The sequence below is a fragment of the Vasconcelosia minhoensis LEGE 07310 genome, assembly GCF_015207255.1.
In the GTDB taxonomy this organism is placed as follows: Bacteria; Cyanobacteriota; Cyanobacteriia; order Phormidesmidales; family Phormidesmidaceae; genus Vasconcelosia; species Vasconcelosia minhoensis.
Map to the genome: position 1 here is coordinate 44115 of NZ_JADEXG010000014.1, position 25670 is coordinate 69784.

Consider the following 25670-nt stretch of genomic DNA (forward strand, 5'->3'; position numbering starts at 1 on the left):
GCTTCTTTGCGTTTCTAACGCAGCAAGCGACTGGTTTGAACGCTGAGACTGGTACCTAAGCCCACTTTTTGGCCATTAGCTCGGCCAGGTCTACCACCCGCTGGCTGTAGCCCCACTCGTTGTCATACCAGGCGATGACCTTGACCATGTCGCCGTCTAAGACCAGGGTAAGGCTAGAGTCAACCGTCGAAGATTCGTCGCTCTTGCGATAGTCAACCGAGACCAGCTCTTCTTCTGAATAGCCCAGAATTCCCTTCATAGGGCCGTTAGCAGCCGACTTCAGCGCTGCATTGACCTCTTCGGCGATCGTCTTTTTCTCAACTTGGGCAACCAGGTCCACAACCGAGACGTTCGGCGTCGGGACGCGCAGGGCAATCCCGTCGAGGCGACCTTTCAACTCAGGAATCACAATGGCCACGGCTTTGGCAGCACCGGTCGTAGTTGGCACAATATTGAGCGCAGCGGCTCGAGCCCGGCGCAGATCGCGGTGGCTCGCGTCTAGCAGGCGTTGGTCACCTGTATAGCTGTGTGTCGTCGTCATCGTGCCTTTGATAATGCCAAAGCTGTCGTTGATGACTTTGGCAACCGGCGCCAGACAGTTGGTTGTACAGCTGGCATTGCTGACGACGTCGTTCTTGTCATGTTCGTAATCCTGTTCGTTTACACCGATGACGTAGGTGCCGATGTTGGGTCCTTTGCCCGGAGCCGTAATCAGGACCTTTTTCGCTCCCGCCTCGATATGACGAGCGGCGCCTTCAGCGCTCCGAAACACGCCGGTAGACTCGATCACTAGGTCAATATCCCAGCTTTTCCAGGGAAGGTTGTTAGGGTTGCGATCGGAGCAGCACTTCAGTGGCTTGCCGTTGACGGTGAGCGTATCGGTGCCGGCGCTAATATCCGCGTCTAAACGACCGAGCATCGAGTCATATCTGAGCAGATGGGCATTGGTTTTGGGGTCAGAGGTGTCGTTGATTGCGACAACTTCTAACTGACTATTTTCTCGGGTCAGCCAACACCGCAAAAAGTTCCGGCCAATGCGACCAAAACCGTTAATGGCTACTCTAATCACTACGCTTTACCCCTGTCTTATTGATGTCCAGATTCGTTAGTAATAAGCTAAATTATCATACCGCATTGTCTGTCTAAATTCGAACTATTCCTGGTCAAAGCTGAGCTATAGCCAGGGCAGAATTTATTTCATCTCACAAGAGAATTTTAGTGCTTTGGCGCTAGGGAAATGAGCTATTATTTCAGACTTCCGAGTTGAAATTTGGGTAATCTTCAAGGCAGGCTTTGGAATTGGGCTGTCCGTCCAGTGTAGTCACCCTGTACAGATATAGGCTCTTGGGCAACTATGCGGGCATTGATTATCTGCGGCGCGAAAATCCAGGAGATGCCGTAGCCATTTTGAATTTTCCTGGTATGATACGCCTGATATTGCTGTGGTGTGGTGTGTGAGGTAGTAATTATGCTGAATTCAGTCGATTTCAGCGGTAGACCGTTTCATTTCATCGGTATCGGTGGAATTGGCATGTCGGCCCTCGCCTATGTGCTAGCCCAGCAAAATTTGCCGGTCTCCGGATCGGACCTACGGCTAAGCCATATCACCCAGCGATTGGAAGCCCAAGGCGTGCATATCTTCTGGTCTCAGGTGGCTGAAAATCTCTCATTCTGGACCCAGGGGCTGCCCCAGGTGGTCTGCTCAACGGCGATTGGCCAGAGTAATGCTGAATACCAAGCTGCCGTAGAGCTAGGCTGCCCCATCTTTCACCGGTCTGACATTCTAGCGGCGCTTATGGAGCAGCACCAGGGCATCGCCGTTGCCGGTACCCATGGCAAAACCACGACCAGCAGCATGATTGGCTACCTGCTATTGAAGGCGGGACTAGACCCAACCATCGTGATTGGCGGAGAGGTCTCTGCTTGGGAAGGCAATGCCCATGTGGGTGAAAGCCGCTATATGGTAGCCGAGGCCGATGAGTCAGACGGTTCCCTAGCCAAGCTAACGGCTCAGATTGGAGTCGTGACAAATATTGAGCTCGACCACCCCGATCACTACAGCAGCCTAGATGAAGTTGTCGGCATCTTCACCGCATTTTCTGGCCAATGCCAGGTTGTCGTAGGTAATCTTGACTGCCCGACGGTGCGTGACCGGCTGCGTCCCACGGTCAGCTACGGTCTGGGGACGGGGTCGGATGCGGACTATGTTGCAGATAACATTCGAAAAAGCGCTCAGGGCATGACAGCTGATGTCTGGGAGCGCGGTAAGCGGCTGGGCAGGTTGGACCTGCCGCTGTTAGGGCAGCATAATTTGAGCAATGCGATGGCCGCGATCGCGGTCGGTCGTCTGCTTGGTATCGATTTTAGCCAAATTGCGACTATTCTGCGACAGTTCCAGGGGGCGCGGCGGCGGTTTGAGCGGCGCGGCTATCATAGCGACATCCTATTTATAGATGACTACGCGCACCACCCCAGCGAAATTCGGGCCACCCTGGCTGCCGCCCAACAGCAGAGCAGCGAGCCACTGCGCTCAGGTCAGTCACGGCGGGTGGTAGCGGTCTTCCAGCCCCATCGCTACAGCCGTTCGGCGGCGCTGCTGGATGAGTTCGCCACCGCTTTTGACGACGCTGACCAGGTGATTGTTACCGACATCTACGCGGCGGGAGAAGTCAACTGCCATCAGATTAGCGGTGAGCAGGTACGGGATGCGATCGCGCTGCACCATTCCCAGACCGAATATCAGGCCAGTCTCGAAGCCGTTAAGCAGCGGCTCAGCAGCGGTCTACGGGCCGGCGACATTGCGATTTTTCTGACCGCAGGTAATCTCAATCAGGTCATTCCCGAGGTGATGAGCGGCTTTCAGCAATCTGCCTCGTCGCCCCAGGAAGCGCTAATTAACTAGCATGAACCCATCGCTGATTGATTCTCAGCTCAAATGTGAGCTCAAAGCCAACGCCTCACTCGCCGAGCTGACCACGCTGCGAGTCGGCGGGGCGGCTGAATGGCTAGCCCTACCGCGTAATCTGGCGGAGCTAGGGGAGAGCTGGCGCTGGGCAAAGGCCGAGGGGATGCCAATTGCGTTGTTGGGAGCTGGGTCTAACCTATTGATTAGCGATCGCGGCCTGCCAGGACTCGTCATCTGCACGCGCTACCTGCGGCAGACTCGATTTGAAGCGGAATCGGGTCAGGTTACGGCCTTCACGGGTGAGCCCTTAGCGACGCTGGCCTGGAAAGCGGCCAAGCACGGCTGGCGCGGGCTGGAGTGGACGGCGGGAATACCGGGCACCGTCGGCGGTGCCGTCGTGATGAATGCCGGGGCACAGGGTAGGGATACAGCGGCTGTCCTGGTGAATACATCAGTGCTGGAGTTGGACGGTAGCTTTACGACTCTGGAGCCAGATCAGCTGCAATATGGCTATCGCAGCTCGATTTTGCAAACGGACTGTCGGCCGGTGGTACAGGCAACCTTTCAGCTCCGACCCGGCAGTGACCCGGCGGCCGTCAAGGCCGATACGGCAAAAGATCTGGCTCAGCGTCACAGCACTCAGCCTTACCATCTGCCCAGCTGCGGTAGCGTTTTTCGCAACCCTCTGCCGCACAGCGCCGGACAGCTAATCGAGCAGGCGGGCCTCAAAGGGTTTCAAATCGGCCGAGCCCAGGTGGCCCAGCGCCATGCCAACTTTATTGTCAATCTAGGCGGCGCTAAGGCCAGCGATGTCCTAGGGCTGATTCGGCATATCCAAGCTGCAATTGAGCAGCGGTTTTCCGTTCAGCTCCAAACCGAAGTGAAGATCATCGGCGAATTCTAGCCGCGCTGAGGCTTTTTTACTGGACTTTGGCGCTGCGATTGCAATCAGTAGAATTGCAATAAGTAGAGATGAGTCGTACCATGCCATATAGTTTGACGTCAACTTAATGTTTCAATTCAAGCGGGCAATATGAATAAAGGGCAGGGATTTGGCTTTGGCCTTGGCAAGATGAAAGAGCTGACTGAAGCTTTCAAAAAGGCTCAGCAGGTGCAGGAAGGGGCCAAGCGTCTGCAAGAAGAGCTGGAAAATATGGAGATCGAAGGCCAGGCCGGTGGCGGCCTGGTCAAGGTTTACATGAGTGGCAACCAGGAACCGCTGAGCGTCCAGATTACCGATGAGGCTCTGAATGAAGGGGCCGAAGTCCTCTCAGACCTGGTCAAGGCGGCGATGCAGGATGCCTATAATAAGTCCACGGCGACGATGCGCGAACGCATGGAAGAGCTGACCGGTGGGCTCAATCTGCCGGGTCTATAGCCCTTTTCCTCCATTGCTAATGCTCCATGCCCATTCGCCTGCTGTTTGTCTGTCTCGGAAATATCTGTCGTTCTCCCTCGGCAGAGAACATCATGAATCATCTGCTCCAGCAGCGTCAGCTGGAGGGTAAAGTCGTCTGTGAGTCGGCGGGGACGTCAAGCTACCACTTGGGCAGCCCACCCGACCGGCGGATGAACGTAGCTGCCCAGAAACGAGGGCTGACCTTAGTGGGCAGCGCGCGTCAGTTTCAGCCTGAAGACTTTTCGCAGTTCGATTGGATTCTAGCGATGGATCGCAGCAACTATCGGGATATCCTCTCGCTTGATTCGACGGGCGCCTATCGTGAGCGGGTCAGGTTGCTCTGCAATTTTTGCCGCGATCGCGATCAGCAAGAAGTTCCTGACCCCTACTACGGCGGCGAAGCTGGCTTTGACAATGTGATTGAGCTGCTGCTCGATGCCTGCAACGGGCTGCTTGATTTTCTCGAAAGTCAGCAGCTGGCTGGGGGAAAATCTGAGATATCTGATATTTAATCTGGTCGGCAGACAGACCGCTGGCGGTCTAGATCCAGTCAGACCGCCAGCGGTCTAGGCCCGCCAATCTGCGACTCGAGTTCAGAAATGCTGCCAAGGCTGAGTCACAGATTGGCTTAAATGAAAAAGCTTTATAAAATTTAAGGAAACCTGTGTAAGCATTTCCGGATTGAGCTGCCGAGCGTAAAGTTTAGGCTTTGAGCAGCCTCTATTCTAGAAAGTTACGCAGAGTTACATTACGATTTGGCTAAACGGCCACGTTGAAGACGGTCATGTCACCCAACCCACCCGAGTCTGAAAAAGGGAATATTCTGGTTGTCGATGACAATCCGACAAATCTCAAACTGCTTGCCAAGCTTTTAAGTCAGCAAGGCTATACGGTCAGCCAGGCAGCCGACGGAGAAGCCGCGTTAGCAATAGCCACCGCCCAGCTGCCCGACCTGATTTTGCTCGACGTCATGATGCCTAGTATGGACGGCTTTGAGGTGTGCCAGCGGCTAAAAGATAGCTCTCATACGGTCAATATTCCAATTATTTTTCTCAGCGCCCTCGATACTCCGATTAATAAGGTCAAAGCGTTTCGTAACGGCGGAGCCGACTATATTACCAAGCCGTTTCAATTTGAGGAAGTGCTTGCCCGGGTCCAGTATCAAATGGAACTGCGGCTTGCCCAAAAGCAGCTCCGGCAATTCAATATAGAGTTGGAAACTCGGGTACGGGAGCGGACCCAGCAGCTGGAGCAGGCCCACAATCAGCTGATTGAGCTGGCGCTGCGTGACCGGTTGACCGGGCTGCCCAATCGGGTCTGGTTCGTAGAGCGCCTGGAGCAGGCCATTGAGCGGTCCAAGACTTGTCAAGACTGTGACTTTGCCGTACTTTTCTTAGACTGCGATCGCTTCAAAATGATCAACGATTCGCTGGGTCATAGCGTTGGCGATCAGATGCTGCGGGGCGTAGCCGAACGACTATTGCAGCTGCAGACCCGCTATCCCAGCACCAGCGAAATCGCTCGCTTTGGCGGTGACGAATTTGCCCTTTTGCTTGTCGGCAGCTGGGATACGGAAAAGGTGACCGAGGTGGCCGATCGGCTCTTAGACAGCTTTTCGCAACCTTTTGAGCTCGCCGAGCGAGAAATTTTTATCAACGTCAGCATTGGTATTGTCTGGGGACAACAAGAATATGACGCGGCCGAGTATTTGCTACGCGATGCAGACGCCGCTATGTACCGCGCCAAAGCCTCTGGAAAAGGCCAATATCGCTGGTTCGAGCCCGCTATGCATAAACGAGCGGTGCAGCTGTTGCAGCTGGAGACCGGGCTACGCCAGGCACTCGATCGGCGCGAATTTGTGGTTTACTACCAGCCCATTGTCGATTTGCAAACCCGCAATATCATCGGACTAGAAGCGCTGGTACGGTGGCAGCAGCCTGGACAAAGTCTGATTTATCCCGATGACTTTATCCCCTTTGCTGAAGAAACCGGGCTGATTGTCGAGATCGGCGACCAGGTGCTCCAGCAGGCCTGCGCCGATCTGGCGCAGTGGCAGCAGCAGGGGCTGGTCGATCAGCACTTTACGATTAGCGTCAATCTTTCTAGCCGTCAGCTGCTGCAGCCCAATCTTTTAGGGCGGATTGGGAGCATCCTGCAAGAAAACGGCCTTTCTTATAAACAGCTACGCCTGGAGCTCACCGAAAGCTCTATCATTGACAATCGGGCCTTTGTGGATGGCGTACTACGGACCCTTAGAGAGCGCCATATCCAGCTCAGCATCGATGACTTTGGCACCGGATATTCGTCTTTGAGCTATCTCCATACGCTGCCGGTCAGCTGCCTAAAGATTGATCGATCGTTTGTTAGTTCGATTACAGCCAATCCTGACAGCCTGGGTATCGTTCCTCTAATTTTAAATATCGCTCAAACGATGAATATGCAGGTGATTGCCGAAGGGATTGAGTCGGAAATGCATCTCCAGCAGCTCCGTCAGCTGAACTGTAGGTATGGTCAGGGCTACCTCTTTCACTATCCCGTCCCCGCCGAAGCCGTACCGGTTCTCCTGGTGCAAGCGGGCAATCGCTCGAGCCGCACGGCTGAGCCGGTTTAGCCGCTGCTTAGCCTTGCTATCGGCAGCTCGGCAGCTCTCTGGGGGCGCTTACTGGCGAAAGTTAAAGTCGTACCCGGCATACTCGTCTCCCTCATACAGCACAACAAACCAGGTACTGGGGTCGAACGCCAGTGGATAGGCTTCCCTCTCAGACTCAGCCCCTTCCCGAACTGAAATTGGCTGCAATAGGCAGTAGGGTTCCAGCACAATTCGGCGCACGGCCTGCTTGGAAGACCGCTCGGGGATGGCCAGCAAACGAGAGAGCTGATCGCGCGAAAGCTCTGCCCCCGACTGGATCACCTCTTGACAAAGGCCAGTATCGCCAGCGCCGGTATAGCCAGCGTTAAAGCGGCTGGCCTGGGGCTTGAGCTGAGCCGGGACAAACGCTAGCAGAGCTAAGACCGCCATAGCGCTACCCGCTAGCAGAGCCTTGTGATGGCCGCGATCGCGCCTTCTCCCAGTTGGCTGAGGACTTTGCTGAACGGCCCGTACCCTAGACTGCGGCGGCTGTGACCGGGCAGCCTGCTGCGAGGATAACCGCGATCTGGGATGGGGCATACCCGGATGCGGATTGCCACCATAGAAGGGCGGCTGGTAATGATCGCGCGGATGGAGCATGACTCACCTCTAACATTCATAGGACTCAATTTGTGGGGCTCAATCTGCCTGACTCAATCCCTGGGACTCAACCTTTTGGATTAACTTAATAGTAGTGCATTAATAGTACAATTGAACTATTTATAACCTTTTCTCCAAGATTCTTTAAACTAGTTGTGTATCTAGCCGACCTCACCGCGATTTCACGTCTGTCATGAACCGCACCCTGGTCTGGTTTCGCCGCGATCTACGGATCGCCGATCACGCGCCGCTCTACCGGGCGGCGCGGCGCGGCGCGGTGATTCCAGTATTTGTATTTGACCGAGCCCTGCTACATCATCCGGAAACCGGCGCCGCCCGCGTGCGTTTTATGCTGGACTGCCTCAGCGCTCTGGATGACGATCTGAGCGAGCGCGGCGGGCGGCTGATTCTGCGCTATGGCGACCCGGTCAAAGTTTTGCCCGAGCTTGTTCGCCAGACCGGCGCCGACGGCATCTACAGCTATACCGACTGCGAGCGGATCTATGGGCGCATGCGCGACGCCCGGCTAAACCGGGTACTGGCCGAGGCTAACTTAAAAATTCGCTGGTTTGAACCCGTCGCTAGCGCGGCAGAGCTGATGCCCTATCCCCACTACCGTGACTGGTGGTATCAGGAGATGCGATCGCCCATGGTGCCCATTCCGCCATCGGTAACGGTGCCAGAAGACATCTTCAGCGAACCGCTGCCTAACTTAGCCCGTTTGGACCATCTGGACGATGGGAAAGCGGTGCCCAAGTGCGGTACGGCCGAAGCCCGCCGCCTGCTCCAGGAATTTATCGCCGAAAAGGCCGACCGCTACTACTGGCGGCTGTCCTACCCCAGCGCCGAGGCGACGACCGGGCTGAGCGCCCATATTAAGTTCGGCGCGATCACGATCCGAGAATGCGTGCAGACGATCTGGCAGGCCCAGGATGGGGGCGATTACCGGGTCAGCAATAGCTATCAGCAGCTTGTATCGCGGCTGCGCTGGGGAAACGGCTTTACCCAACGGTTTCGATATCTCCCCCAGCTTGAGCTGCGATCGCTCTATACGCCCTTCGACGACGACGGCTGGGAATTCGACGAAGCCCTTTACACCGCCTGGCAGCAGGGACAAACCGGGTTCCCAATCATCGATGCTGCCGCCCGCTGCCTGCAAGCAACGGGGGGGTGGCTAGCGCTCAACTTTCGCAGCCGGGCGATGTACGCCAGCTTTTTGAGCAATCTGCTTGGGATTGACTGGCGCTACGGCGCGCTGCATTTCATGCGCCACCTGATTGACGGCGACTGCCCGATCGATCACTACCAGTGGGCAATGCAGTCGGGCGTGACCCACTGTATCGACAAGTCCTGGACGCGCATTTACAACCCTGGTCAGACGGCGGTAGACCGCTGCGACCCCGAAGGCAGCTTCATCCGTCGCTGGGTGCCCGAAGTCGCCCATCTGCCCGCTGGTCAGCTGGGTAGCTCACCGCCGGTTTCAGGCTATCCGGCCCCAATCGTCAGCTATGCCCAGGCCCGGCAGCGGCGCATCAGTCAGCTAGAGCGACAGCGCGATCGCATCCTCACCGCACCCAATGTCGTCCCCTTCGTCACCCGCCTGCCGCAGGACCTGACCCCCTTTGGCGCCGACCGCTATCCCAGCGAAGTCGCCTGGAGCCGATTACCCAATACAGCGCTATTCCCTGCCGGGCTCGATCTCGATCAGCTCAATTTAGAACAGGCCAAAACCCTGCGCACCTGGTTCGTAGTCCATGTCGATTCTGGCGCTTGGGCAAAGCGGCAGCGATCGCGCCCCCGGTCCAAAAGCCCTAGCGATTCCCAACAGCTCAGCCTGCTCACCAACCTACTCTAGGTAACTTCGCTGTGCGGGCTTGGGAACCAAGCCCCTGCCTACCCACCCCCCATTTCCCCATCACGCGATCACTCCATCACCCCGCCGCCTTGGATACCGCTGCATCAGTCGCTGTACTTCCCCAGCGTGATAAGAACTCCGGGTCAGCGGCGAAGCCACCACTTGGAGAAAGCCCAGCGCTTCCCCCGCTACCCGCCACTGCTCAAACTGGTCTGGTGGAATAAAGGCTTCGACGCCAAGGTGCTTTTGGCTGGGCTGGAGGTATTGGCCAATCGTCAGAATATCGCAGTCTACCGCCCGCAGGTCGGCCATGACCTGACGCACTTCGGCATCGGTTTCGCCCAGTCCCACCATGATTCCCGACTTGGTATAAACCCAAGGCGCAAGCTCGCGACTGCGCTGGAGCAGTTCCAAACTGCGCTCATAGCTACCCTGGGGCCGAGTCCGGCGATAGAGCCGAGGGACAGTTTCAGTATTGTGATTGAGTACGTCTGGCTGGGCTTGAAGCAGGGTGGTCAGAGCCTGCCAGTTGCCGCACAGGTCTGGAATCAGGACTTCAACCGTCGTCTGAGGCGAGCTCTGACGCACCGCCTGGAGGCAGCGGACAAACTGTTCGGCGCCGCCATCGGGTAGGTCATCGCGGTTGACTGAAGTAATCACTACGTGGTTGAGCCGCAGCCGCCGGACGGCCTCGGCTAGTCGTTGAGGCTCAGTCGGGTCAAGCCCTCGCGGCGTTTTATCAAAGTCAATATCGCAGTAGGGACAGGCTCGGGTGCAGGCGGGACCCATGATCAAAAAGGTTGCCGTCCCGGCGTTGAAACATTCGCCAATGTTGGGACAGGAGGCTTCTTCACAAACGGTATTCAGGCTGAGGTCTTGCAGGATGCTTTTGACATTGCCGATGCGCTCCCACTGAGGAGCCTTGACCCTTAGCCAATCTGGTTTGACGACCACCACGCTACCCTATCTGTTGAGTTCCTTCCAATCTTAGCAAGTTGCTCGTTCAGAGCCCCCGTTCTGGTTGGGACAGCGCTAAGGTAAAAGCAGCTAGGCCCTACGGCAATATGCTGCGCCATCCCCCCATTATTCGCTGTTTCGTCACCCTTTGTTTTGGCTCAGCTGTGCTGCTGGCCGGATTGGAATGGCATCAGCTATCGATAGAGCCTCGGGTGGCCAGCCCAACGGCGGCGCGATTGCGGCTTCAGTTCGCTAGCCTGAGCCAGTGGAAAAGCTATCGGCAAAGACAGCATATTGATGCCGCCGCCGATGTCGCCGACAGCGAGCCAGCCGCGACCGTTAGACTGGTGGTGCGTCTCGCTTCGCGGCAGCTGGAGGTCTACGAACAGGATCAGCGAGTCAAGCAGTACGACGTCGCCATTGGCAAAGACGACTGGCAAACCCCGGTAGGTGAGTTTGAAGTCACCCAGATGCAGCAGCAGCCTGCCTGGCAGCATCCGATCACCAAAGCCGTAATTGAGCCAGGGCCAGACAATCCGTTAGGCCCCCGCTGGATTGGCTTTTGGCAGGAAGACGGGTCTCAGATTGGCTTCCACTGCACCAATCAGGAAGAGCTGGTCGGTCAGGCCGTCTCCCATGGCTGTGTGCGGATGCGCAACTCGGATATTCAGGATCTCTATAGCCGGATTCAGCTGGGCACGCCCGTAAGCGTCATCCCGTAGCGATATCAGCTATACCAGCTCTTTTTCGGGCTCAAACTTATGGGCGTGATCGTTGAGCAGGTCGCTCACCTGGCTGAGGAAGCCATCGCCTTCAGAGCGCTTGAGACTGTGCCGGTTGGGGAAGAAATCAGGCTGATTGAGGTTCCGACCTACTGCTTTACTGACCTGCTCAGCAATCAGCCCGGCCAGTTCAATACGGGCCTTTTGCCGCTGATAGTCGGCGCCTTCCTCCGTGGTCGCATAGAGAGGCGGCAGCCGGTTAAGGGCATAGGCGGCGATATCGCCCAAATCCAAGGTACTGCCGCTAGTGGATTCAATTTCGGCAACCTGAGCGATCGCTTCGGTCAGCACGAGTTCTTCCATCACATTGATAAACTGCTTGCGGGGTACAGCCACCACTTCGCCCGTGAGCAAACAGCTCATTAGCCGGTCTAGCGCCACGTACTCATCGATTGAGAGCTCGGCAGCCGTGTCGCAAATTCGGCCTACTTCTGACTCCATCGCCGGACTAAGGTAGCCATCGTGCAGGGCCTGTTCAACAATTTTTTCAATGCTACTCATGCGGCTTAAAACTCCGTTTAAAACGTCTGCTTGAGGGGGTGGTCTCAGCTGAACGCGTTATTCAGCTTCCCAACGTTTTATTAAGGTTCCCCGACTTTGCAGCGCTAGCACATGAATTAAACAGACTTCATCAAGTTCCGTAATTTTTGGGTCTTCTTCGGAGGCTATCTAACACCGCTACTCGACGCCATCGTAGCGCCAGGGCACCGGATCGACCGCGACGCCGTTGACATAGAGCCCCCAGTGCAGGTTGGGACCGGTGGCAAAGCCAGTTGCCCCCATCCGGCCAATCAGCTGCCCGGCCTCAACAAAGTCGCCCTCATTAACCTCAAAGCCAGAGAGGTGAATCATCACGCTGGTAACGCCCTGGCCATGGTCAATGCCAATCGTGTTGCCGTTGAGCTGAAAGCCGTCGGCGACCCGTCCGACCAGGGCAATGCGGCCAGCCGCTGGGGCGTAGATCGGCGCGCCGTTGCCTTCGGCATAGTCTACGCCTCGATGGTAGTAGTCTTCGGCAAAGACGCCGTTGTAGTAGCGACGCAGGCCGTAGAGCGAGCTGACCGCACCCCGACTGGGCCGTTCCATCGGGCCGTCCCAATATTTTTCGGGCGTCGTCAGGGCCTTGAGGGCATCCATCCGGTCAAATTCATAGTCCGTACCTTCCAGACCGGCACGCCCCGGGGAAAGGGTGATGGACTGGGTTGGGAAGCTGCGGTTTCGCAAGCCGACGGCGATATTATTAGTGCCGCGATCGCCGTTCACCCGAATGTCTATCCGCCCCGGCTGGTCTAGGGGACTGGTGGGAATCAGGGCGCGAAAGCGGTTTTCTTCTAAGTCATAGGCGGGATAGTCCTGCCCGCGAGCGCTCACCGTCGGTGGCTGACCCGAGCCCTGCACGATGACCGCGATGGTGTCTCCTAGCGCTGGGCTGCTGGGCACAACCTGAACCGAGTATGCCGCCTGGGCGGGTCGCCCCAGAAAGCTTAAAATAGCCATACTAGCAGCCAGTCCGGCGAGCAAAAGCCGGCGAGCCGAAGCGCGTCGCCAGACCCAAAGGGAGAGGCGAACAGGCAGCACTGCAAAAAACGCGGGGTGGACCATAGCAGGAAATATCGCTGAATCACTAGCGATATTTTACAGAGCCACTGCGAACTTAACCAGCCGTTTTGATATACGCGATCGCGCCCCGCATCAGAATCGTATTCTGGCCGCTGCCGTTGAGGCAGACAGCGTTGTGGTCCTGCCACTGCACCTGCCCGGTCAGCGTATCGCCGGTCATCAGCTTAATTTCAACCGACTGGCGATCGCGGATCATCATCTGCACCTGACGGGCGCTGGGTAAGCCCGTATCGAACTCGGTAGACATGATTTTTTAAGTGAGGTTTGCCCCTTTAAGTTACCCACCTGAGGCTGGGTCAATCATCTGTTCTAAGGCGGTTTGCAGGTCCTGGGTCAGGGTCTGAACGGCAGCACGCGCGCTGCGGCGATTTGTCCGGTAGGCAGGCCAGCGTTCGGTGACGGAGATGGGCTCGCCTACGGTGATCTGCGCCCGGCGGTTGCCCAGCCGGGGGCGGCGGGGCAGCTTGTCGCCCCGGATGCGAGCCAGCATATCTGAAATCAGCAGCGTGGTTTCGGCAAAGCGCTCAAAGGTCGGTTTAGCTGGAATATAGGTGCCATCGACGGCGACGAAGCATTCGACCAGGCGCATATGCAGCAGCCGCAGGCTGGCCTCCTGGGCAACCCAGTCGGCCAAACCGCGATCGAGGGGGGAAAGCTGCTCCAGGTTGGGCAAGTCTTCTCGGTAAATGTCCGTCCAGCCCGCCTCTTCTAGCCGCCGACAGCGGTCTACAATTGTGCCGGTGGGGGGCAGGTGAAAATAGCTCTCAGCAGTTTGCAAAGCGTTGTCTAACAGCAGCTGGAGCCGCTCGGTGAAATCCAATTCGGCGGTTGTAGCGGGTTTAGTCGCGCTGTAGCGGCCATAAAACTGCTCCATCCGACCGAGTAGATGCTCTCCTAAACGCATCAGCCTGGGGCTAAATACTTTTTCTGGAAGGACATCTCCCGGCTGAATCGGCTGGGGTGATAGGCCGCTATCGGCTTCTAGCCGGGTCATGAGCTGGTCTAGCCGCCGCCAGTTGGGTTTCACGTAGCTATAGCGAATCCCGATAGGCAAAATCACAACGGCTTCTGGCCTTGCTGCCGCCGCCAGGTCTTCTACTGCCCAAAAGCCCATCTGGGCCACCCCTGGCTCAAACGGGCCGAGCCGTTCACTATGACCGTTTGTCGCCCCCTCAGGCGCGACGGTCATTGGTAGCTCGCCGTTAACCAGCAGCTGCCGAGCTTCCTTCAGCCCTTTCCAGTCAGGACGCCGTCCGCGCCGGACTGGAGTACCGCCAATGTGAGAGAGAAACCAGCCCATCCAGTCCCCTGCCCACAGCGGCATACCGCGCTCGTAGAGAAAATGCGTATGTAGCGGCCTCTGTAAACGGATGCCCTGCTGGCGGGCCGCTCGTGGGACTGCCCGCGACAGCAAATACAGCCCCAAAAGCGGATCTTCAACCTCGACATGGCGAAAGGCCAGCAGCAGCCGCATTTGACCCGCCTGAAACTGTTGAAGTAGTGGCACCAGGGTTTTGGCCTGGTCTACCTGAATCTGGGTGATGCCTGCAGTCAGCCAGGGCCGAGTCCGAAATCGCAGCAGCAGCGGCAGCGCCGCGTGGGCTAGCCGGATCAGCAGCGGACTGTAGGCTGAGGGGATGTACTCGAGCGGCGGCTGCACCTGCTGGACAAACTGCGGCAAGACGAAACTCCTGATCAATACGGTAGGGACACAGTCGCCAGACAAAGCAGACTGCTCGATGGGTATTGTCCATTTTGCAGCATTCGCACTCCTTTTCGGGCTCACTCTAGCGGCAGGCTATCCCGGTTGGGTGAAGACAGCGGCAATCGATTGCTGAACGCCTAGCTTGCTCCGAACATAAGCACAGCCAGCAGCTGCCAAACGCCCCAGCCTGCCGCCGCGCTGAGGATACATAGGCCAGGCATGAGCCAGGCCGCCGCTTTTTCAGAAAAGGCTTGAATCTGCGTCGAGCCGCTATATCCAATCAGTAGCGTGTGGGAACCGGCAAATAACGTCGCAATTAGCTCCGGCCCGGTACCAAACTCTCGCAGATAGGGGCTAATCAGGGCTAAAATACCCATCGGCAGAACCATCGCTCCGGCCAGAAATACATCGCCTGACCAGCCACTGCGCCGCCGCTGCCAGCCCCGCGCGATCGCTAGGCCCGCTGCCAGGGCCAAAAACGCAGCCCCGCCGCTGATCCAAAGGGCCACTGCCGCTTGCCAAGTTGCACTCTGCGTGAGCTTGTAAAGGCCCACCGTAAAGCCAATATCTGCGACAACCGCCAGGCTGTTACCCGTCATCACCGCCTGCTGCCGATCGAGCCGAGCATAGGCCGACAGTATCTCCCCAGTCGGGTTACTCAGCAAGGTGAATAGCAAACTCACAAACGGGCCAACTTGGACCCAGCCCAGCGCTTTGGTTGTGGCTATCCGCCGCCGGTAGGTCGGCATGGTTTGATAAATATGATCCTGGAGCCGCTGATAGCTAGCCATATCTCCTTGGTCTCGATACTGGAAGGCCGCAGTTTGAAAGTCAGCTATGGCCTGAGGAGTTTCCTGGATATCCTGATGGGCCAGGCCGCGCTGATAGTAGGCTTTGGTATTATCAGACTCACGGCGGATGGCTTCAGTAAAGGCCGCGATCGCGCTTTGGGTATAGCCCAGCCGATAGCGGGCCAGCCCTTGATAGTAGTAGGCTTGGGACTGGTCGGGGTCAAGCGCGATCGCGCTCTGACAGTCTTCCAATACGCCCGAATCGTCCCCTAGCACGTAGCGTACCTGGCCCCGCCGCATGTAGGCTTCGGTAAACCGCGGATCGAGCCGGATGGCTTGGGTATAGTCGGCTAGTGCGGCCTGATAGCTGCGCGAAAGGGCATGGTAGACGCCACGGATGTAAAAATCGTGGGACGTTTCGGGCGTTGCCGTAGGGTTGCGAATGTCGTCTGGGTTTTGGGTTTGGTCGTAGCGCTGGCGTCGCACCTTATCGGTCAGCACCTCATAGGCTTCGCGCAGTGCCCGAAATTTATCCTCTGCCTTGGGATTGTTGGGATTGAGGTCGGGATGGTAGCGCCGGGCTAACCGCCGGAACGCAGCCTTGATATCAGTGCGGCTGGCGCTTCTAGAAACCTGGAGCAGACGATAGTAGTCGTCCCGAGAATCTGGCCGAGAGTCTGGCATTGGGAGCAGCTGCGAGGGTAAGTCGGAGACCTAGAAACTGGATTTAGACCCTCGCCCCTATGCCTGGGTTCCGTTTGGGCCTCATCCACATTTGGCAGATTCCCACATTTTAACGGGTTTAACTTCTACTGCTTAGAGAGAATTGCTTAGATTTTGCTGAAGCTGAGCAAGCACAGGGCTAGCGGGTCTTTGCTAGGACCCCAAATCAGGTATTGCAAATCCTGTGTATGCGCTGCTAAATGAGATCGCAGCGTCTCCGCTTTCTCATGGGCCTGAAGCGCGTCTGCTCCCCATAACCCGCTCCGCCCGCCGGGTCGCAGCAGATTAAACGTCTGCTCCACCAGCAGCCAGTCCAGCCTGAGCTGATTGCGTACCCGGCGACCGTTGACCTCGGGGCTTTGGTGCGCGTATTGCTCAGCCCGATAAAAGTAGTCCGTAATAAACGAGAACTGACTCTGGTAAAACAGCCAGGCCTGACTCAGCTCTGGATCAGCCCGAAGCAAAGCCTGTTTGGACGTTTTAAAGGACTCTGGGCTCAGTCCCTTATCCTGGCCCAGATCGCGAAAATGCTGAAAAAACTCCTCTGTGGTCGGCTTCACCCGATCGTTAGGCAGAGCTGAGAGGATAATGTCAAAGCCGCCATGCTGCTCTAGAATTTGGTGGAAATGGTAGCCCCAGTGGAGGGGATAGAAGATCTCCAGATCTTCCTGGGTTAGCAGGCGGCGCTGGGGCCGGTCGGTGAGCTGAGTCTCTCGATATTGGATTCCCAACGTTTGGCTGAACTGGTTGAGCAATAGCTGATTGAGCTTATCCTGGGCGGTGCGGTCGAGGCGGCTGATATGGTCCCGCAAAAATTCCAGCTGGGCATATTGGGGAATCTCATGCAGCTCCACCAGCAGCCGGGTCTGACCCTGGTAATGCTCTAGGCTAATGTTTTTTTCGGCCAGGATAGCGCGATAGCTGTCAGCGGCTAGCGGCTGGAGCAGATTGCCCTGAAGCGCAGTCCCGGAACCGACAATCCGGTCAAACCCAGCCGGATCAACTCGGATCAGCCCCACCAAGCTATTCCCTATCAGAATATTGAAATCCAGACTCGGCAGCGGCTCCACCGACTGCGGCGACCGGGCCGTAGCGACTAGCCGGGCCAGCAGCTGGAGCTGCGCGGTTTCAACCGCTTCGGCCCGCAGATCGACGCCGTAGAGGTTCTGCCTGAGCACCCGCCGCTGGATTGCCTGAATCAGCTCAGGATGCTCGGCCTGTAGGCCCTTGAGCCAAATCAGCAGCTGGCTGTCCTGGGTTTCATGAATGCAGCCGATCAGGGCACAGTAAAGCTCGGTCAGTCGCTGATGCAGAGCCAGTAGAAACATTCCCGACCCGCAGGCCGGGTCGAGCGCCCGCAGCAGCGGCAGAATCTCCTGGATCAGGCGGCGGCAGAGCCCAGCGTCGCCGTCAAACAGCTGGCCGTTGAGGTCAGCCGTTGAGGGTAGCCCGAGCTGTTGCAGCAGCCAGGGGGTAAGGACGCGATCGCACCCCAGCTCAGCCTGCTCAGTCAACGTCGCAACGCCGTCAGTTTTTTCGGCCCAGTGCCAAGCCAGCACCTGTCCCAAAGCGGGAGACCCCCAGGGATTCAGCAGCGGCGCTGCCCCATCGCCGCTCAGCCAGACCAGTGCCGCTTCAAAGGGGCGATCGCAGACTGCGATTTCAGGATACTGGCGCTCCAGCCGATGCGGGCCAAACAGGTGGCCCAGGTAGGGCACCTCGCCCAGCGCTGCCCGGAAGACGGGCGGTCGCTCCGGCGGCGGCAGTGAGAAGCCCTGACGCAGCAGCTTCTGCCAGCCGTCGATAAAAAAGCGATCTGTCCCTCGCTGCTGAATCTGTCCCAGCTTGTTCTGTAAATACCAGCGATCGCGGTCGAGCAGGCCCTGCCGCTGTAAAATCTGCACAAAAATCAGCCGCTTCAGCAAAACGGCCGCATACCCCTGTCGGTCGGCCTCATTACTCATCCCGCTAGTGCCTTCACTGAACGCCTGCAAATGCAATTTGAATTCGGCATAGCGCGGTGCAGTCTCGACGGCTAGCGTCAGCGATTCGGCTGTTGTTAGCTGCTCCAGTCGGGGCTGCCAGAGGTCGGCGGGCTGACCCGGCACGTATAGCAGGCTGTGCGGTTGCTCAAAGATCTGCCAGTACCAGAGACTGCGGTAGTGTTCTGGGTGGGTAAAGATTAAGAGCGACTGGGCTGAGGCCAAGGTCTCGTAAACCTGACGCTGTACTGCCGCCGATAGCGAATCCTTAACCTCGACCTGCCATACCGTTGCTCCAGCACGACTGGCTAAACTCCGATAGCGAATCGAGGGGCTGTGCTTTCGCCACCGCTGAGAGGGCGGCTGAGCCCAGCCTAAAACCTGGCTAAACAGGACGTCTAGACGCCGCGATCGCAGATATTTCTGAGCCAGCGGCCAATCGTAGCCCATGGTCTCCGGCCCCGGAGCTATACAGTAGTCTCAGAATTGGCTAGCTCGCGCTTCTGGGCGGCTAACGCATATTCTCGAAATCGCTCCAGGTCAGCCTGCAAAGTCGAGGTCACCACCCGGTCAATAAACGAGCTGTTCATCAGCAGACTCAGAAAGCCCGGTACCGCGTAGGAAATGGTCATCTTGACCGTACTGCTGGTTTTATGATCGTAAAAGCGAATGGCCCCGCGATTGGGCAGCCCATCCACTGACTCCCACTGGATAATCTGTCGCGGCACCACCTTCAGCGTCCGCGACAGCCAGGTAAATTCCCAACCGGTGGTATTCAGCGTCCAGCGCGAGAGCTCGGGCTGATCTTTCAGCACCTTTACCGAGTCAATCCACTTCATCCACCTAGGCATCTGCTCTAGGTCAGACCACAGACTCCAGACCAGCTCCATCGGGACTTCGACATCGGTATGGACGGAATGTTCAAGCCAGGTAGCCATAGGGCGGGACGATTAGAGGAGCGGGGACTGATTCACATGCATTCTAAACTAAGCAACTGCCAGCGGCTCTGCCGTGGGCTCCGATACCGCTGACAAAATCGCGGCTGCCGCCTGTCGCCCTGACATCGTAGCGCCTTCCATGCTGTCGATATAGTCTTGCCAGGTATAGCTACCGGCCAGGAAGAAATTCTCGACCGGCGTTTTTTGGTGGGGCCGATAGGGATCCATCCCCGGCGCTTCTCGATAGAGGGACTTGGCCAGCTTGACGACGTTATACCAGGTCATGTTCAGCTCTCGAGAAGCCGGAAAGAGGTCGTGGACCTGCCTCAGCACATGCTGGGCAATGTCGGCATTGCTTTGTTTAATAAACGGATCGCCCGGCGTCAGCACTACTTGCAAGAGCGAACCCTCACCGGGGCGGTAGTAGTCCTTGGGGCTGCTCAGGGCCAGGTCGGCAAAGCAGGAAAAGTCAGCGTCTGCCGTATATAGCAGGTTATCAATCCCGGCTGCCTGCTCCAGCTGCTGGCGCTTTGTCGCGTCCTGAAGCTCAGTCACCCAGCCGTCAAACCGCAGCTGTACCGTCGCCACGGGAACGGCGTCAAGCCGGTAGATATTGTCAAACTCGGGCCAGCGCCGCCAGCTCTCCGGCAGCAGCCGCTGAATTCCGGGAACGTCGCAGGCGGCCAGGTAGGCATCGGCAGTCACCACTGACTCAGCGTCGCCGTCGGTAATCAGCAAGCCTGTGACCCGGACGCGATCGCCGTCATCAAATAAAATCTGCCGGGTGCGACGGCGGGTGTGAATCTTGACACCGCGCTCAGTCAAATAGTCCACGATGGGCTTAATTAAATATTCCGCCGGTGAGCCCGCCAGCAGATTGAGCTTGGAAGCTTCGGTTTTGGAGGCAAACATCTGAAAAATGGTCAGCATACAGCGGGCCGACATATCCTCCGTGCCGATAAAGCCCAGGGCGTAGGCAATCGGGTTCCACAACCGTTTCAGGCTGCCTTCGGAGCCGCCGTGCCGCCGGAACCAGTCGGCAAAGCTGAGTCGATCAAGCGCCCGAATGTCGCGCATGGCTCCCTCAGGGTCCACCAGGCCGCGCACCACCGGGCTAGTGCCGAGGGCGATAGAGTTTTGCAGCTTGTCCAGCAGTGAAAGCTGAGACGTGGTGAAAAATGCCTTTAGCCCGTTGAAGGGCGCTCCTAGGGCAAAGCGAAAGTCGAGCATCCCGGTCTGGCCGCCGCGATTAATAAAGGTGTGGGTATGCTGCTTCGGCAGTAGGTTGTCAAAGGCCCCGACTTTTTTCATCAAAGCGAACAGATTGGCATAGTTGTAGAAAAAGACATGCAGACCCATTTCAATATGATTGCCGTCTTTATCAACCCAGCTGCCCACCTTGCCGCCGACGAAGGGCCGCGCCTCATACAGCTCTACCTGATGGCCGGCATCGGCCAGGTCTACCGCCGCCGCCAGCCCCGCCAGTCCAGCTCCCACAATCGCAACTTGCATTCTAATTCGCTGTCCGTATCAAAATTTGTCTGCTCATTTATTGTAAGGGGGCGAAAGGGTAACTCTCAGGCGAAACTGGAGCTATGGTACCAACAAATATTCCGGCGAATATTCCGGCGGGCAATCCGGTTCTACAAGTTAACCCAGCCAGCGATCTCGAGGGAACCGGCACAGTCCAGTTTCCGTTCAAGACGATTACCCAGGCCCTAAAGCAGGCCCTAAAGCAGGCCCTAAAGCAGGCACTGAGACAGGCTCAGCCCGGCGTTATCATTCAGCTCGCTGCGGGCACCTACCAGACTGAGACGGGGGAGCAGTTTCCTCTAGACATTCCCAGCGGTGTATCCGTTGTGGGGCAGGGTCAAGTTTTGATCAAGGGCGGCGGCAGTTTAGCGACGGCGGACTTTGGGGCTCAAAACGTGGCGGTGGTGCTGCGCGATCGCGCCCAGCTCAAGGGCGTCACTATCACCAATCCAGTCAATCAGGGCACTGGACTTTGGGTAGAGGCCGGGACGCCGCTGATTATCCGCAATCGCTTTAGCCAATGCCGCCAGAACGGCGTCATGGTTGCGGGCAACGCCCGTCCCCTGCTGCTGGAGAATGAATTTGTCGAGAATTTGGCCAGCGGCCTGTATCTGGTGCGCTATGCCAAGGGCGAAGTGCGGCAGAATCGGTTTCGCCGTTGCGGCTACGGCATCGCCCTGAGCGATCGCGCTGCGCCCCTGCTGTGGGCCAACCAGGTCCAGCAAAACCGCATGGGCATCGTGATTTCTCGCCAGGCTAGCCCCGTGCTGCGCCAGAACCAAGTGTCTGAAAACCGCGAGCTGGGATTGTGGGTCAAAGATTCGGCCCTGATTGACCTGGGCCAAAGCCAGGATCCCGGTGAAAACCGATTCCAGCATAATGGCCCGCTCGATCTGCGTAGCGAGGCTGCCACGCCGATTGTGACCGTCGGCAATCTGCTCAGCCCAACCCGTGCCCGCGGTCGGATTGCCTACCTGGCGAGCGAAGTAGCCGACGTCAGCCCGACGCCGCTGCTAGGACAGGTCAGCCCCAGTCCGCTGCCAGCGCCCCCCAGGCCGGTCGGTCCACCCGACGCCGGTCTCGACCCTGGCAATCTGGACAGCCGCTTTGCCGATTTGGTCGGCCATTGGGCCGCGCCCTTTGTCGAAGTCCTGACCGATCGTCAGCTGGTGCGGGGCTTTGCCGACGGCAGCTTCCGCCCCGATCAGACGGTGACCCGAGCTGAGTATGCGGCCCTGATGCTGGCCGCCTTTCCCCAATCTGCGACTCCGAACAGACGCAGTTCTGCCGCGCCGTTTGCCGACGTGCCCCCTAGCTTTTGGGCCAAGGCGGCAATCGAGCGGATGCGCAGCCAGGGCTTTATGTCAGGCTTTCCCGATGGCACCTTTCGGCCCAATGCGCCCATGACACGGGTGCAGGCGGTCGTAGCGCTGGTGCAGGGGCTCGACCTGGGGGAAGGCCGCTCAGACCAGCTGCTGGTCTACCGCGATCGCGCTCAAATTCCCAGCTATGCGGTCGGCGCGATCGCGGCGGCCACCCAGCGCCGACTGGTGGTCACCTATCCCGACCCGGCCCAGCTTAGGCCGATGCAGCCGATTACCCGAGCTGAGACGGCGGCCCTGATCTATCAGACTCTGGCGGCCCTGGAGCAGCTGCCCCAGCTGCCGTCGCCCTTTATCGTACAGCCCGACCGTCCCCCCGGCTTTACCGACCTGGCGCGTCACTGGGCGGAGCCGTTCGTTCAGGCCTTGGTGCAAAAAGACTGGCTCAGCGGCTTCAAAGACGGCAGCTTTCAGCCCGAGACACCGATTACCCGAGCCCAGTTCGCCGCGCTGCTGGTTAAGACGTTTGAGCCAGAACCGCAGCGCCCGGCGTCCCCTTTCCGCGATGTGTCAGCTGACTTCTGGGCTGCCGAGCCGATTCAGCGGGCCTATCAAGCCGGGTTCATGTCTGGCTTTCCTGACCTCACCTTTGCCCCTGACCATGCTCTGGTCAAACTTCAGGTCTTGCTGGCGCTGGTCAGCGGGCTGAAGCTGGCGACGCTGGCTCCGGTGAACCTGGCGGTGCTCGACGTTTATCGCGATCGCGCCCAAATTCCATCCTATGCCCGCGACGCCCTATCAATTGCCACCCAGCTTGGGATTGTCTTTAACTATCCCGAAGTCCGGGAACTCGACCCCAGCCGGGTGGCCGCCCGAGGTGAGACAGCGGCAATGGTCTATCAGGCGCTGACATTGATTAACCGGATGCCCGCGATCGCGTCGCCCTACCGCGTCAGTCGGGCGCTAGCCGAGCCGGAACCCAGCTAAATCGATTCGCGCTTGGTTCAATAAAATGGAAAGATAGATATTTAACCTTAGTTAGTGTAAGTATCATGGCTGAAATTCAATTCGCCCAGGGCGTTGCCGAAGAAGTGATCCCCGACGTGCGGCTGACCCGCGCTAAAGACGGTACCGACGGCACTGCGACCTTTTACTTCGACCATCCCAAAGCCTTTGAAGAAGGTATGGAGATCACCGGCATGTATCTGGTAGACGAAGAGGGCGAGTTGGTCAGCCGCGACGTCAACGGCAAGTTTGTCAATGGCGAACCGACCGGCATCGAGGCGGTCTACGTCATGCGTAACCAGGAAGAGTGGGATCGCTTCATGCGCTTTATGGAGCGGTATGCTGAGCAGAATGGGCTGGGCTTTACAAAGAGTGAAGAGCAGGAGGGGGAGGGGTAGAGAGTAAAGAGTGAAGAGTAGAGAGTAAAGGGTAGTGGGTAGTGGGTTGCGGCCCCATGCTGATGCGGCTGGGGCGGTGAGCTGTGCGGTGATTACCGTGAGCGATAGCCGCACAGCTGAGACTGACCGTAGTGGGCAGCTGATTCAGTCTCGGCTGGCGGCGGCGGGGCATCGGCTGGGGGACTACCAGATTGTGCCAGATGAACCCGAGCAGATTCAGTCCCTGCTGGAATCACTGGTATCCCAGCCTGATTTGGGAGCCATCATTCTCAGCGGTGGGACTGGTATTGCCCGTCGGGATACGACCTATGACGCGATCGCGCCTCTGCTGGAAAAAGAGCTTCCTGGGTTTGGCGAAATCTTTCGTTCCCTCAGCTATCAGCAAATTGGCTCACGGGCGATCGCGTCACGCGCGATCGCGGGGACCTACCGCAATACGCTAATTTTTTCCCTACCGGGCTCTAGCAAAGCCGTCGAGCTGGCAGTGGATGCGCTGATCTTGCCAGAGCTCTCTCACCTGGCTGGCCTACTTAAGCCGGATTAGGCCTTCCATAACGACATGACATCCAAAGGGTCAGTCATCTTGCTGCTTGGCCCACTGTGCGAGAAGACGCTTTGGTGTCTCCATCCCAAGTCTTGCTTTTAGAACAGGCTATTGCGTATACATAGTTTCTAGAACGTTTGTCCTGTCTACGTTTGGCCCTCGTCGAGCCGCGCCGCTGCCAGCCATACCCCAGTAGCCCCAGTCCTACCAGAGCAACCCCTGGAATCATTCCCGGTTCCGGCACCGGCTCATAGTCAAAGGTTTCTCCCATCAGAGGCGGCACTAGGTCAGGCGAGCGTCTGAACATCGTGGCCTGCTCGTAGTCATAGGCATAGCCGATAATCTCCGATTCGCCGAAGTAGTTGCCCATAAACTCCAGCGACATGGGAATTCCTTCTTCCGAATAGCCCATCGGCACGGTAATACCCGGGACGCCGAGAATATTCGCCTCAAAGCGAGCGGGCAGACTGCCGTAGGTGGCATAGACTTCAGACGCGCCTTCGCCCTGGGGCGGTGCCAGATAGTTCAGCGTGGGAAAGACAAAGGCATCAATACCGCTGGATTCCATGAAGTCTTCGTACTGTAGGGTGCGCAGAGCATCGATTGCGTCTAGGGCCTGCTCCACGTCTGGCAGCTCTTCCCAGGGCTTATCTTCACCGGCGGCAATCGTATCGGCGATCGCTTTGACATAGCCGTAGTATCGATAATCTTCGCTGTAAATATCTAGCAGGTCTACGAAGGACTTGATCTTGTCGTCGTCGTAGCCTTTGACCAGCTGCTCGTAGTAGTAGGCGCGGCTTTGGAGACTGCGATCGCTATCAGTGGGATAACCAAAAGGCGGATTCTCATTCACTAAGAAATCAATAAACCAGGTCTCGTGGGCGGGGATATCGACCTCGCGTAGCGTCGCCCCCTGAGCCTTCAGGGTTTGCTTCGCGGTTTCAAAAGCGGCAGCCACCTGCGGGTCGAGCGGAAAGCTTTCGCCCTTGGCCGGGTCGCCTTTGCCGATGTAGGGTCGCGGCAGCCCTAGCACCTTGCCTTCCAGAGATGTATCGCTGAGAAAATTTTGATAGGAATCGGGCTTAACCGCCTCAATATCGGGAATGTAGGGATTCCAAATATTGGCTGGGTCTGGGGCCACCAGGGCATCCATCGCCGTCGCCACATCGGCCACGGACTTGGCCATGGGGCCGACGACATCCCGTTCTGTCACTAGGGGCCAGGTGCCATCGACCGAGATCAGCCCGGCGCTGGGCTTCAGCCCTACCAAGGCATTGTGGGTGCTCGGGACTCGGATAGAGCCACCGGTCTCACCGCCCATTCCCAGCATGGCAAAGCTTGCCGCTACACCGGCCCCGGTGCCGCTGCTCGACCCGCCCGGCGTGCGGTCAGGCGCGTAGGGGTTGATCACCGGCCCGTAGGCTTCGCTGATGCCGTCGTAGGAAAAGGCCCAGGTACTCATGTTGGCCTTGCCCAAGACGATGGCTCCGGCTTTCTTCAGTCGCTCAGCCGCAAAGGAGTCGTCATTGGCCGTAAAGGTTTTGAGTTCCTCAACGCCATTGGTCGTTTGCAGGTCTTTGACGTCGTAGGAATCTTTGATAATGACGGGAATACCGTGCAGTGGCCCCACCTTTTTGCCTTGCTGCCAGAGTTTATCGAGCCGAGCAGCCTGATCGAGCGCTTTGGGATTGATCACCGGAACGGCGTTGATGTTTGGCCCGGCCTGGTCGTAGGTCGCGATCCGATTGAGATAGAGCTGGGTCAGTTCGACGCTGGTTAGGGCATCTGCCTTAAAGGCCGCTTGCACATCGGCAATCGAGGCGTCTTCTAGAGAAAAGGTGGCTGCCTCAACCAAGATAGGCCAGAGCCCTATTCCCAAAGATGGAACCATTAGCAGAAAAGCGCGCTGAGCAAAATGGCCCATCGGTATTACCTCAGTAAAATTGCTGACTGAGGCGAATGCTAAGAATTCGAACCGCCTG

At 57.7% G+C, this 25670-nt stretch carries 22 protein-coding genes; 10 read left to right on the forward strand and 12 right to left on the reverse strand.

Annotation, left to right across the window (positions count from 1 at the left end):
* Positions 1-55: 55 nt before the first annotated feature.
* Entirely contained in the window at positions 56-1069 is a 1014-nt protein-coding gene (locus IQ241_RS08040) for a type I glyceraldehyde-3-phosphate dehydrogenase (RefSeq protein ID WP_193905906.1), read from the reverse strand.
* A 399-nt stretch (positions 1070-1468) separates the two neighbouring features.
* On the opposite strand from IQ241_RS08040, the gene murC reads away from it, so the two are divergent.
* The 5 genes from murC to IQ241_RS08065 all read left to right on the forward strand — a co-directional run bounded on the left by murC (position 1469) and on the right by IQ241_RS08065 (position 6915).
* Positions 1469-2902, forward strand: a complete 1434-nt coding sequence (gene murC / locus IQ241_RS08045) for a UDP-N-acetylmuramate--L-alanine ligase (protein ID WP_193905907.1) — start codon at positions 1469-1471, stop codon at positions 2900-2902.
* A gap of 1 nt (position 2903) precedes the next feature.
* The gene (murB, locus tag IQ241_RS08050; protein WP_193905908.1) at positions 2904-3809 is read left to right on the forward strand and encodes a UDP-N-acetylmuramate dehydrogenase; all 906 of its coding nucleotides are present in this window, start codon (positions 2904-2906) and stop codon (positions 3807-3809) included.
* 129 nt (positions 3810-3938) lie between these two features.
* Positions 3939-4283 carry a YbaB/EbfC family nucleoid-associated protein gene (locus tag IQ241_RS08055; RefSeq protein WP_193905909.1) on the forward strand — a complete coding sequence of 115 codons (345 nt, stop codon included), beginning with the start codon at positions 3939-3941 and terminating at the stop codon, positions 4281-4283.
* Between the two features lie 26 nt (positions 4284-4309).
* Positions 4310-4816 carry a low molecular weight protein-tyrosine-phosphatase gene (locus IQ241_RS08060; protein ID WP_193905910.1) on the forward strand — a complete coding sequence of 169 codons (507 nt, stop codon included), beginning with the start codon at positions 4310-4312 and terminating at the stop codon, positions 4814-4816.
* Between the two features lie 272 nt (positions 4817-5088).
* The gene (locus tag IQ241_RS08065) at positions 5089-6915 is read left to right on the forward strand and encodes a two-component system response regulator (RefSeq protein WP_193905911.1); all 1827 of its coding nucleotides are present in this window, start codon (positions 5089-5091) and stop codon (positions 6913-6915) included.
* Between the two features lie 48 nt (positions 6916-6963).
* Here IQ241_RS08065 and IQ241_RS25450 read toward each other — a convergent pair whose 3' ends face one another.
* Positions 6964-7533: a hypothetical protein gene (locus IQ241_RS25450; RefSeq protein ID WP_228021491.1), complete on the reverse strand. Its 570-nt coding sequence runs from the start codon at positions 7531-7533 to the stop codon at positions 6964-6966.
* Between the two features lie 193 nt (positions 7534-7726).
* Here IQ241_RS25450 and IQ241_RS08075 point away from each other — a divergent pair, with 193 nt between their 5' ends.
* Positions 7727-9388, forward strand: a complete 1662-nt coding sequence (locus tag IQ241_RS08075; protein ID WP_193905912.1) for an FAD-binding domain-containing protein — start codon at positions 7727-7729, stop codon at positions 9386-9388.
* Between the two features lie 60 nt (positions 9389-9448).
* Here IQ241_RS08075 and lipA read toward each other — a convergent pair whose 3' ends face one another.
* Positions 9449-10342, reverse strand: a complete 894-nt coding sequence (lipA, locus tag IQ241_RS08080; RefSeq protein WP_193905913.1) for a lipoyl synthase — start codon at positions 10340-10342, stop codon at positions 9449-9451.
* A gap of 110 nt (positions 10343-10452) precedes the next feature.
* Between lipA and IQ241_RS08085 the strand changes: the two genes are divergently transcribed.
* On the forward strand, positions 10453-11067 hold the full coding sequence (locus tag IQ241_RS08085) for a L,D-transpeptidase (protein WP_193905914.1): 615 nt from the start codon (positions 10453-10455) through the stop codon (positions 11065-11067).
* Between the two features lie 9 nt (positions 11068-11076).
* Here IQ241_RS08085 and IQ241_RS08090 read toward each other — a convergent pair whose 3' ends face one another.
* The 8 genes from IQ241_RS08090 to zds all read right to left on the reverse strand — a co-directional run bounded on the left by IQ241_RS08090 (position 11077) and on the right by zds (position 20398).
* A complete protein-coding gene (locus tag IQ241_RS08090; RefSeq protein WP_193905915.1) occupies positions 11077-11628 on the reverse strand; it encodes a late competence development ComFB family protein in 552 nt (183 codons plus the stop codon).
* A 177-nt stretch (positions 11629-11805) separates the two neighbouring features.
* The gene (locus IQ241_RS08095) at positions 11806-12729 is read right to left on the reverse strand and encodes a M23 family metallopeptidase (protein WP_193905916.1); all 924 of its coding nucleotides are present in this window, start codon (positions 12727-12729) and stop codon (positions 11806-11808) included.
* Between the two features lie 52 nt (positions 12730-12781).
* Positions 12782-12994, reverse strand: a complete 213-nt coding sequence (locus tag IQ241_RS08100; RefSeq protein ID WP_193905917.1) for an Hfq-related RNA-binding protein — start codon at positions 12992-12994, stop codon at positions 12782-12784.
* Between the two features lie 30 nt (positions 12995-13024).
* On the reverse strand, positions 13025-14428 hold the full coding sequence (locus IQ241_RS08105; protein ID WP_193905918.1) for a 1-acyl-sn-glycerol-3-phosphate acyltransferase: 1404 nt from the start codon (positions 14426-14428) through the stop codon (positions 13025-13027).
* Positions 14429-14589: 161 nt separating this feature from the next.
* Positions 14590-15927, reverse strand: coding sequence for a J domain-containing protein (locus IQ241_RS08110; protein ID WP_193905919.1), 1338 nt, complete (start codon positions 15925-15927; stop codon positions 14590-14592).
* Between the two features lie 146 nt (positions 15928-16073).
* Positions 16074-18398: a hypothetical protein gene (locus tag IQ241_RS08115; protein WP_193905920.1), complete on the reverse strand. Its 2325-nt coding sequence runs from the start codon at positions 18396-18398 to the stop codon at positions 16074-16076.
* A gap of 17 nt (positions 18399-18415) precedes the next feature.
* A complete protein-coding gene (locus tag IQ241_RS08120; protein WP_193905921.1) occupies positions 18416-18886 on the reverse strand; it encodes an SRPBCC family protein in 471 nt (156 codons plus the stop codon).
* Between the two features lie 48 nt (positions 18887-18934).
* The gene (gene zds, locus IQ241_RS08125; protein WP_193905922.1) at positions 18935-20398 is read right to left on the reverse strand and encodes a 9,9'-di-cis-zeta-carotene desaturase; all 1464 of its coding nucleotides are present in this window, start codon (positions 20396-20398) and stop codon (positions 18935-18937) included.
* Positions 20399-20481: 83 nt separating this feature from the next.
* Between zds and IQ241_RS08130 the strand changes: the two genes are divergently transcribed.
* The 3 genes from IQ241_RS08130 (at position 20482) to IQ241_RS08140 (ending at position 23688) form a co-directional block, all read left to right on the forward strand.
* Positions 20482-22728, forward strand: a complete 2247-nt coding sequence (locus IQ241_RS08130) for an S-layer homology domain-containing protein (protein ID WP_193905923.1) — start codon at positions 20482-20484, stop codon at positions 22726-22728.
* 65 nt (positions 22729-22793) lie between these two features.
* Positions 22794-23144, forward strand: coding sequence for a photosystem II reaction center protein Psb28 (gene psb28 / locus IQ241_RS08135; protein ID WP_193905924.1), 351 nt, complete (start codon positions 22794-22796; stop codon positions 23142-23144).
* A 34-nt stretch (positions 23145-23178) separates the two neighbouring features.
* Positions 23179-23688, forward strand: coding sequence for a MogA/MoaB family molybdenum cofactor biosynthesis protein (locus tag IQ241_RS08140; RefSeq protein ID WP_322743601.1), 510 nt, complete (start codon positions 23179-23181; stop codon positions 23686-23688).
* A gap of 34 nt (positions 23689-23722) precedes the next feature.
* Here IQ241_RS08140 and IQ241_RS08145 read toward each other — a convergent pair whose 3' ends face one another.
* On the reverse strand, positions 23723-25612 hold the full coding sequence (locus IQ241_RS08145) for an amidase (protein WP_193905925.1): 1890 nt from the start codon (positions 25610-25612) through the stop codon (positions 23723-23725).
* Positions 25613-25670: the final 58 nt, after the last annotated feature.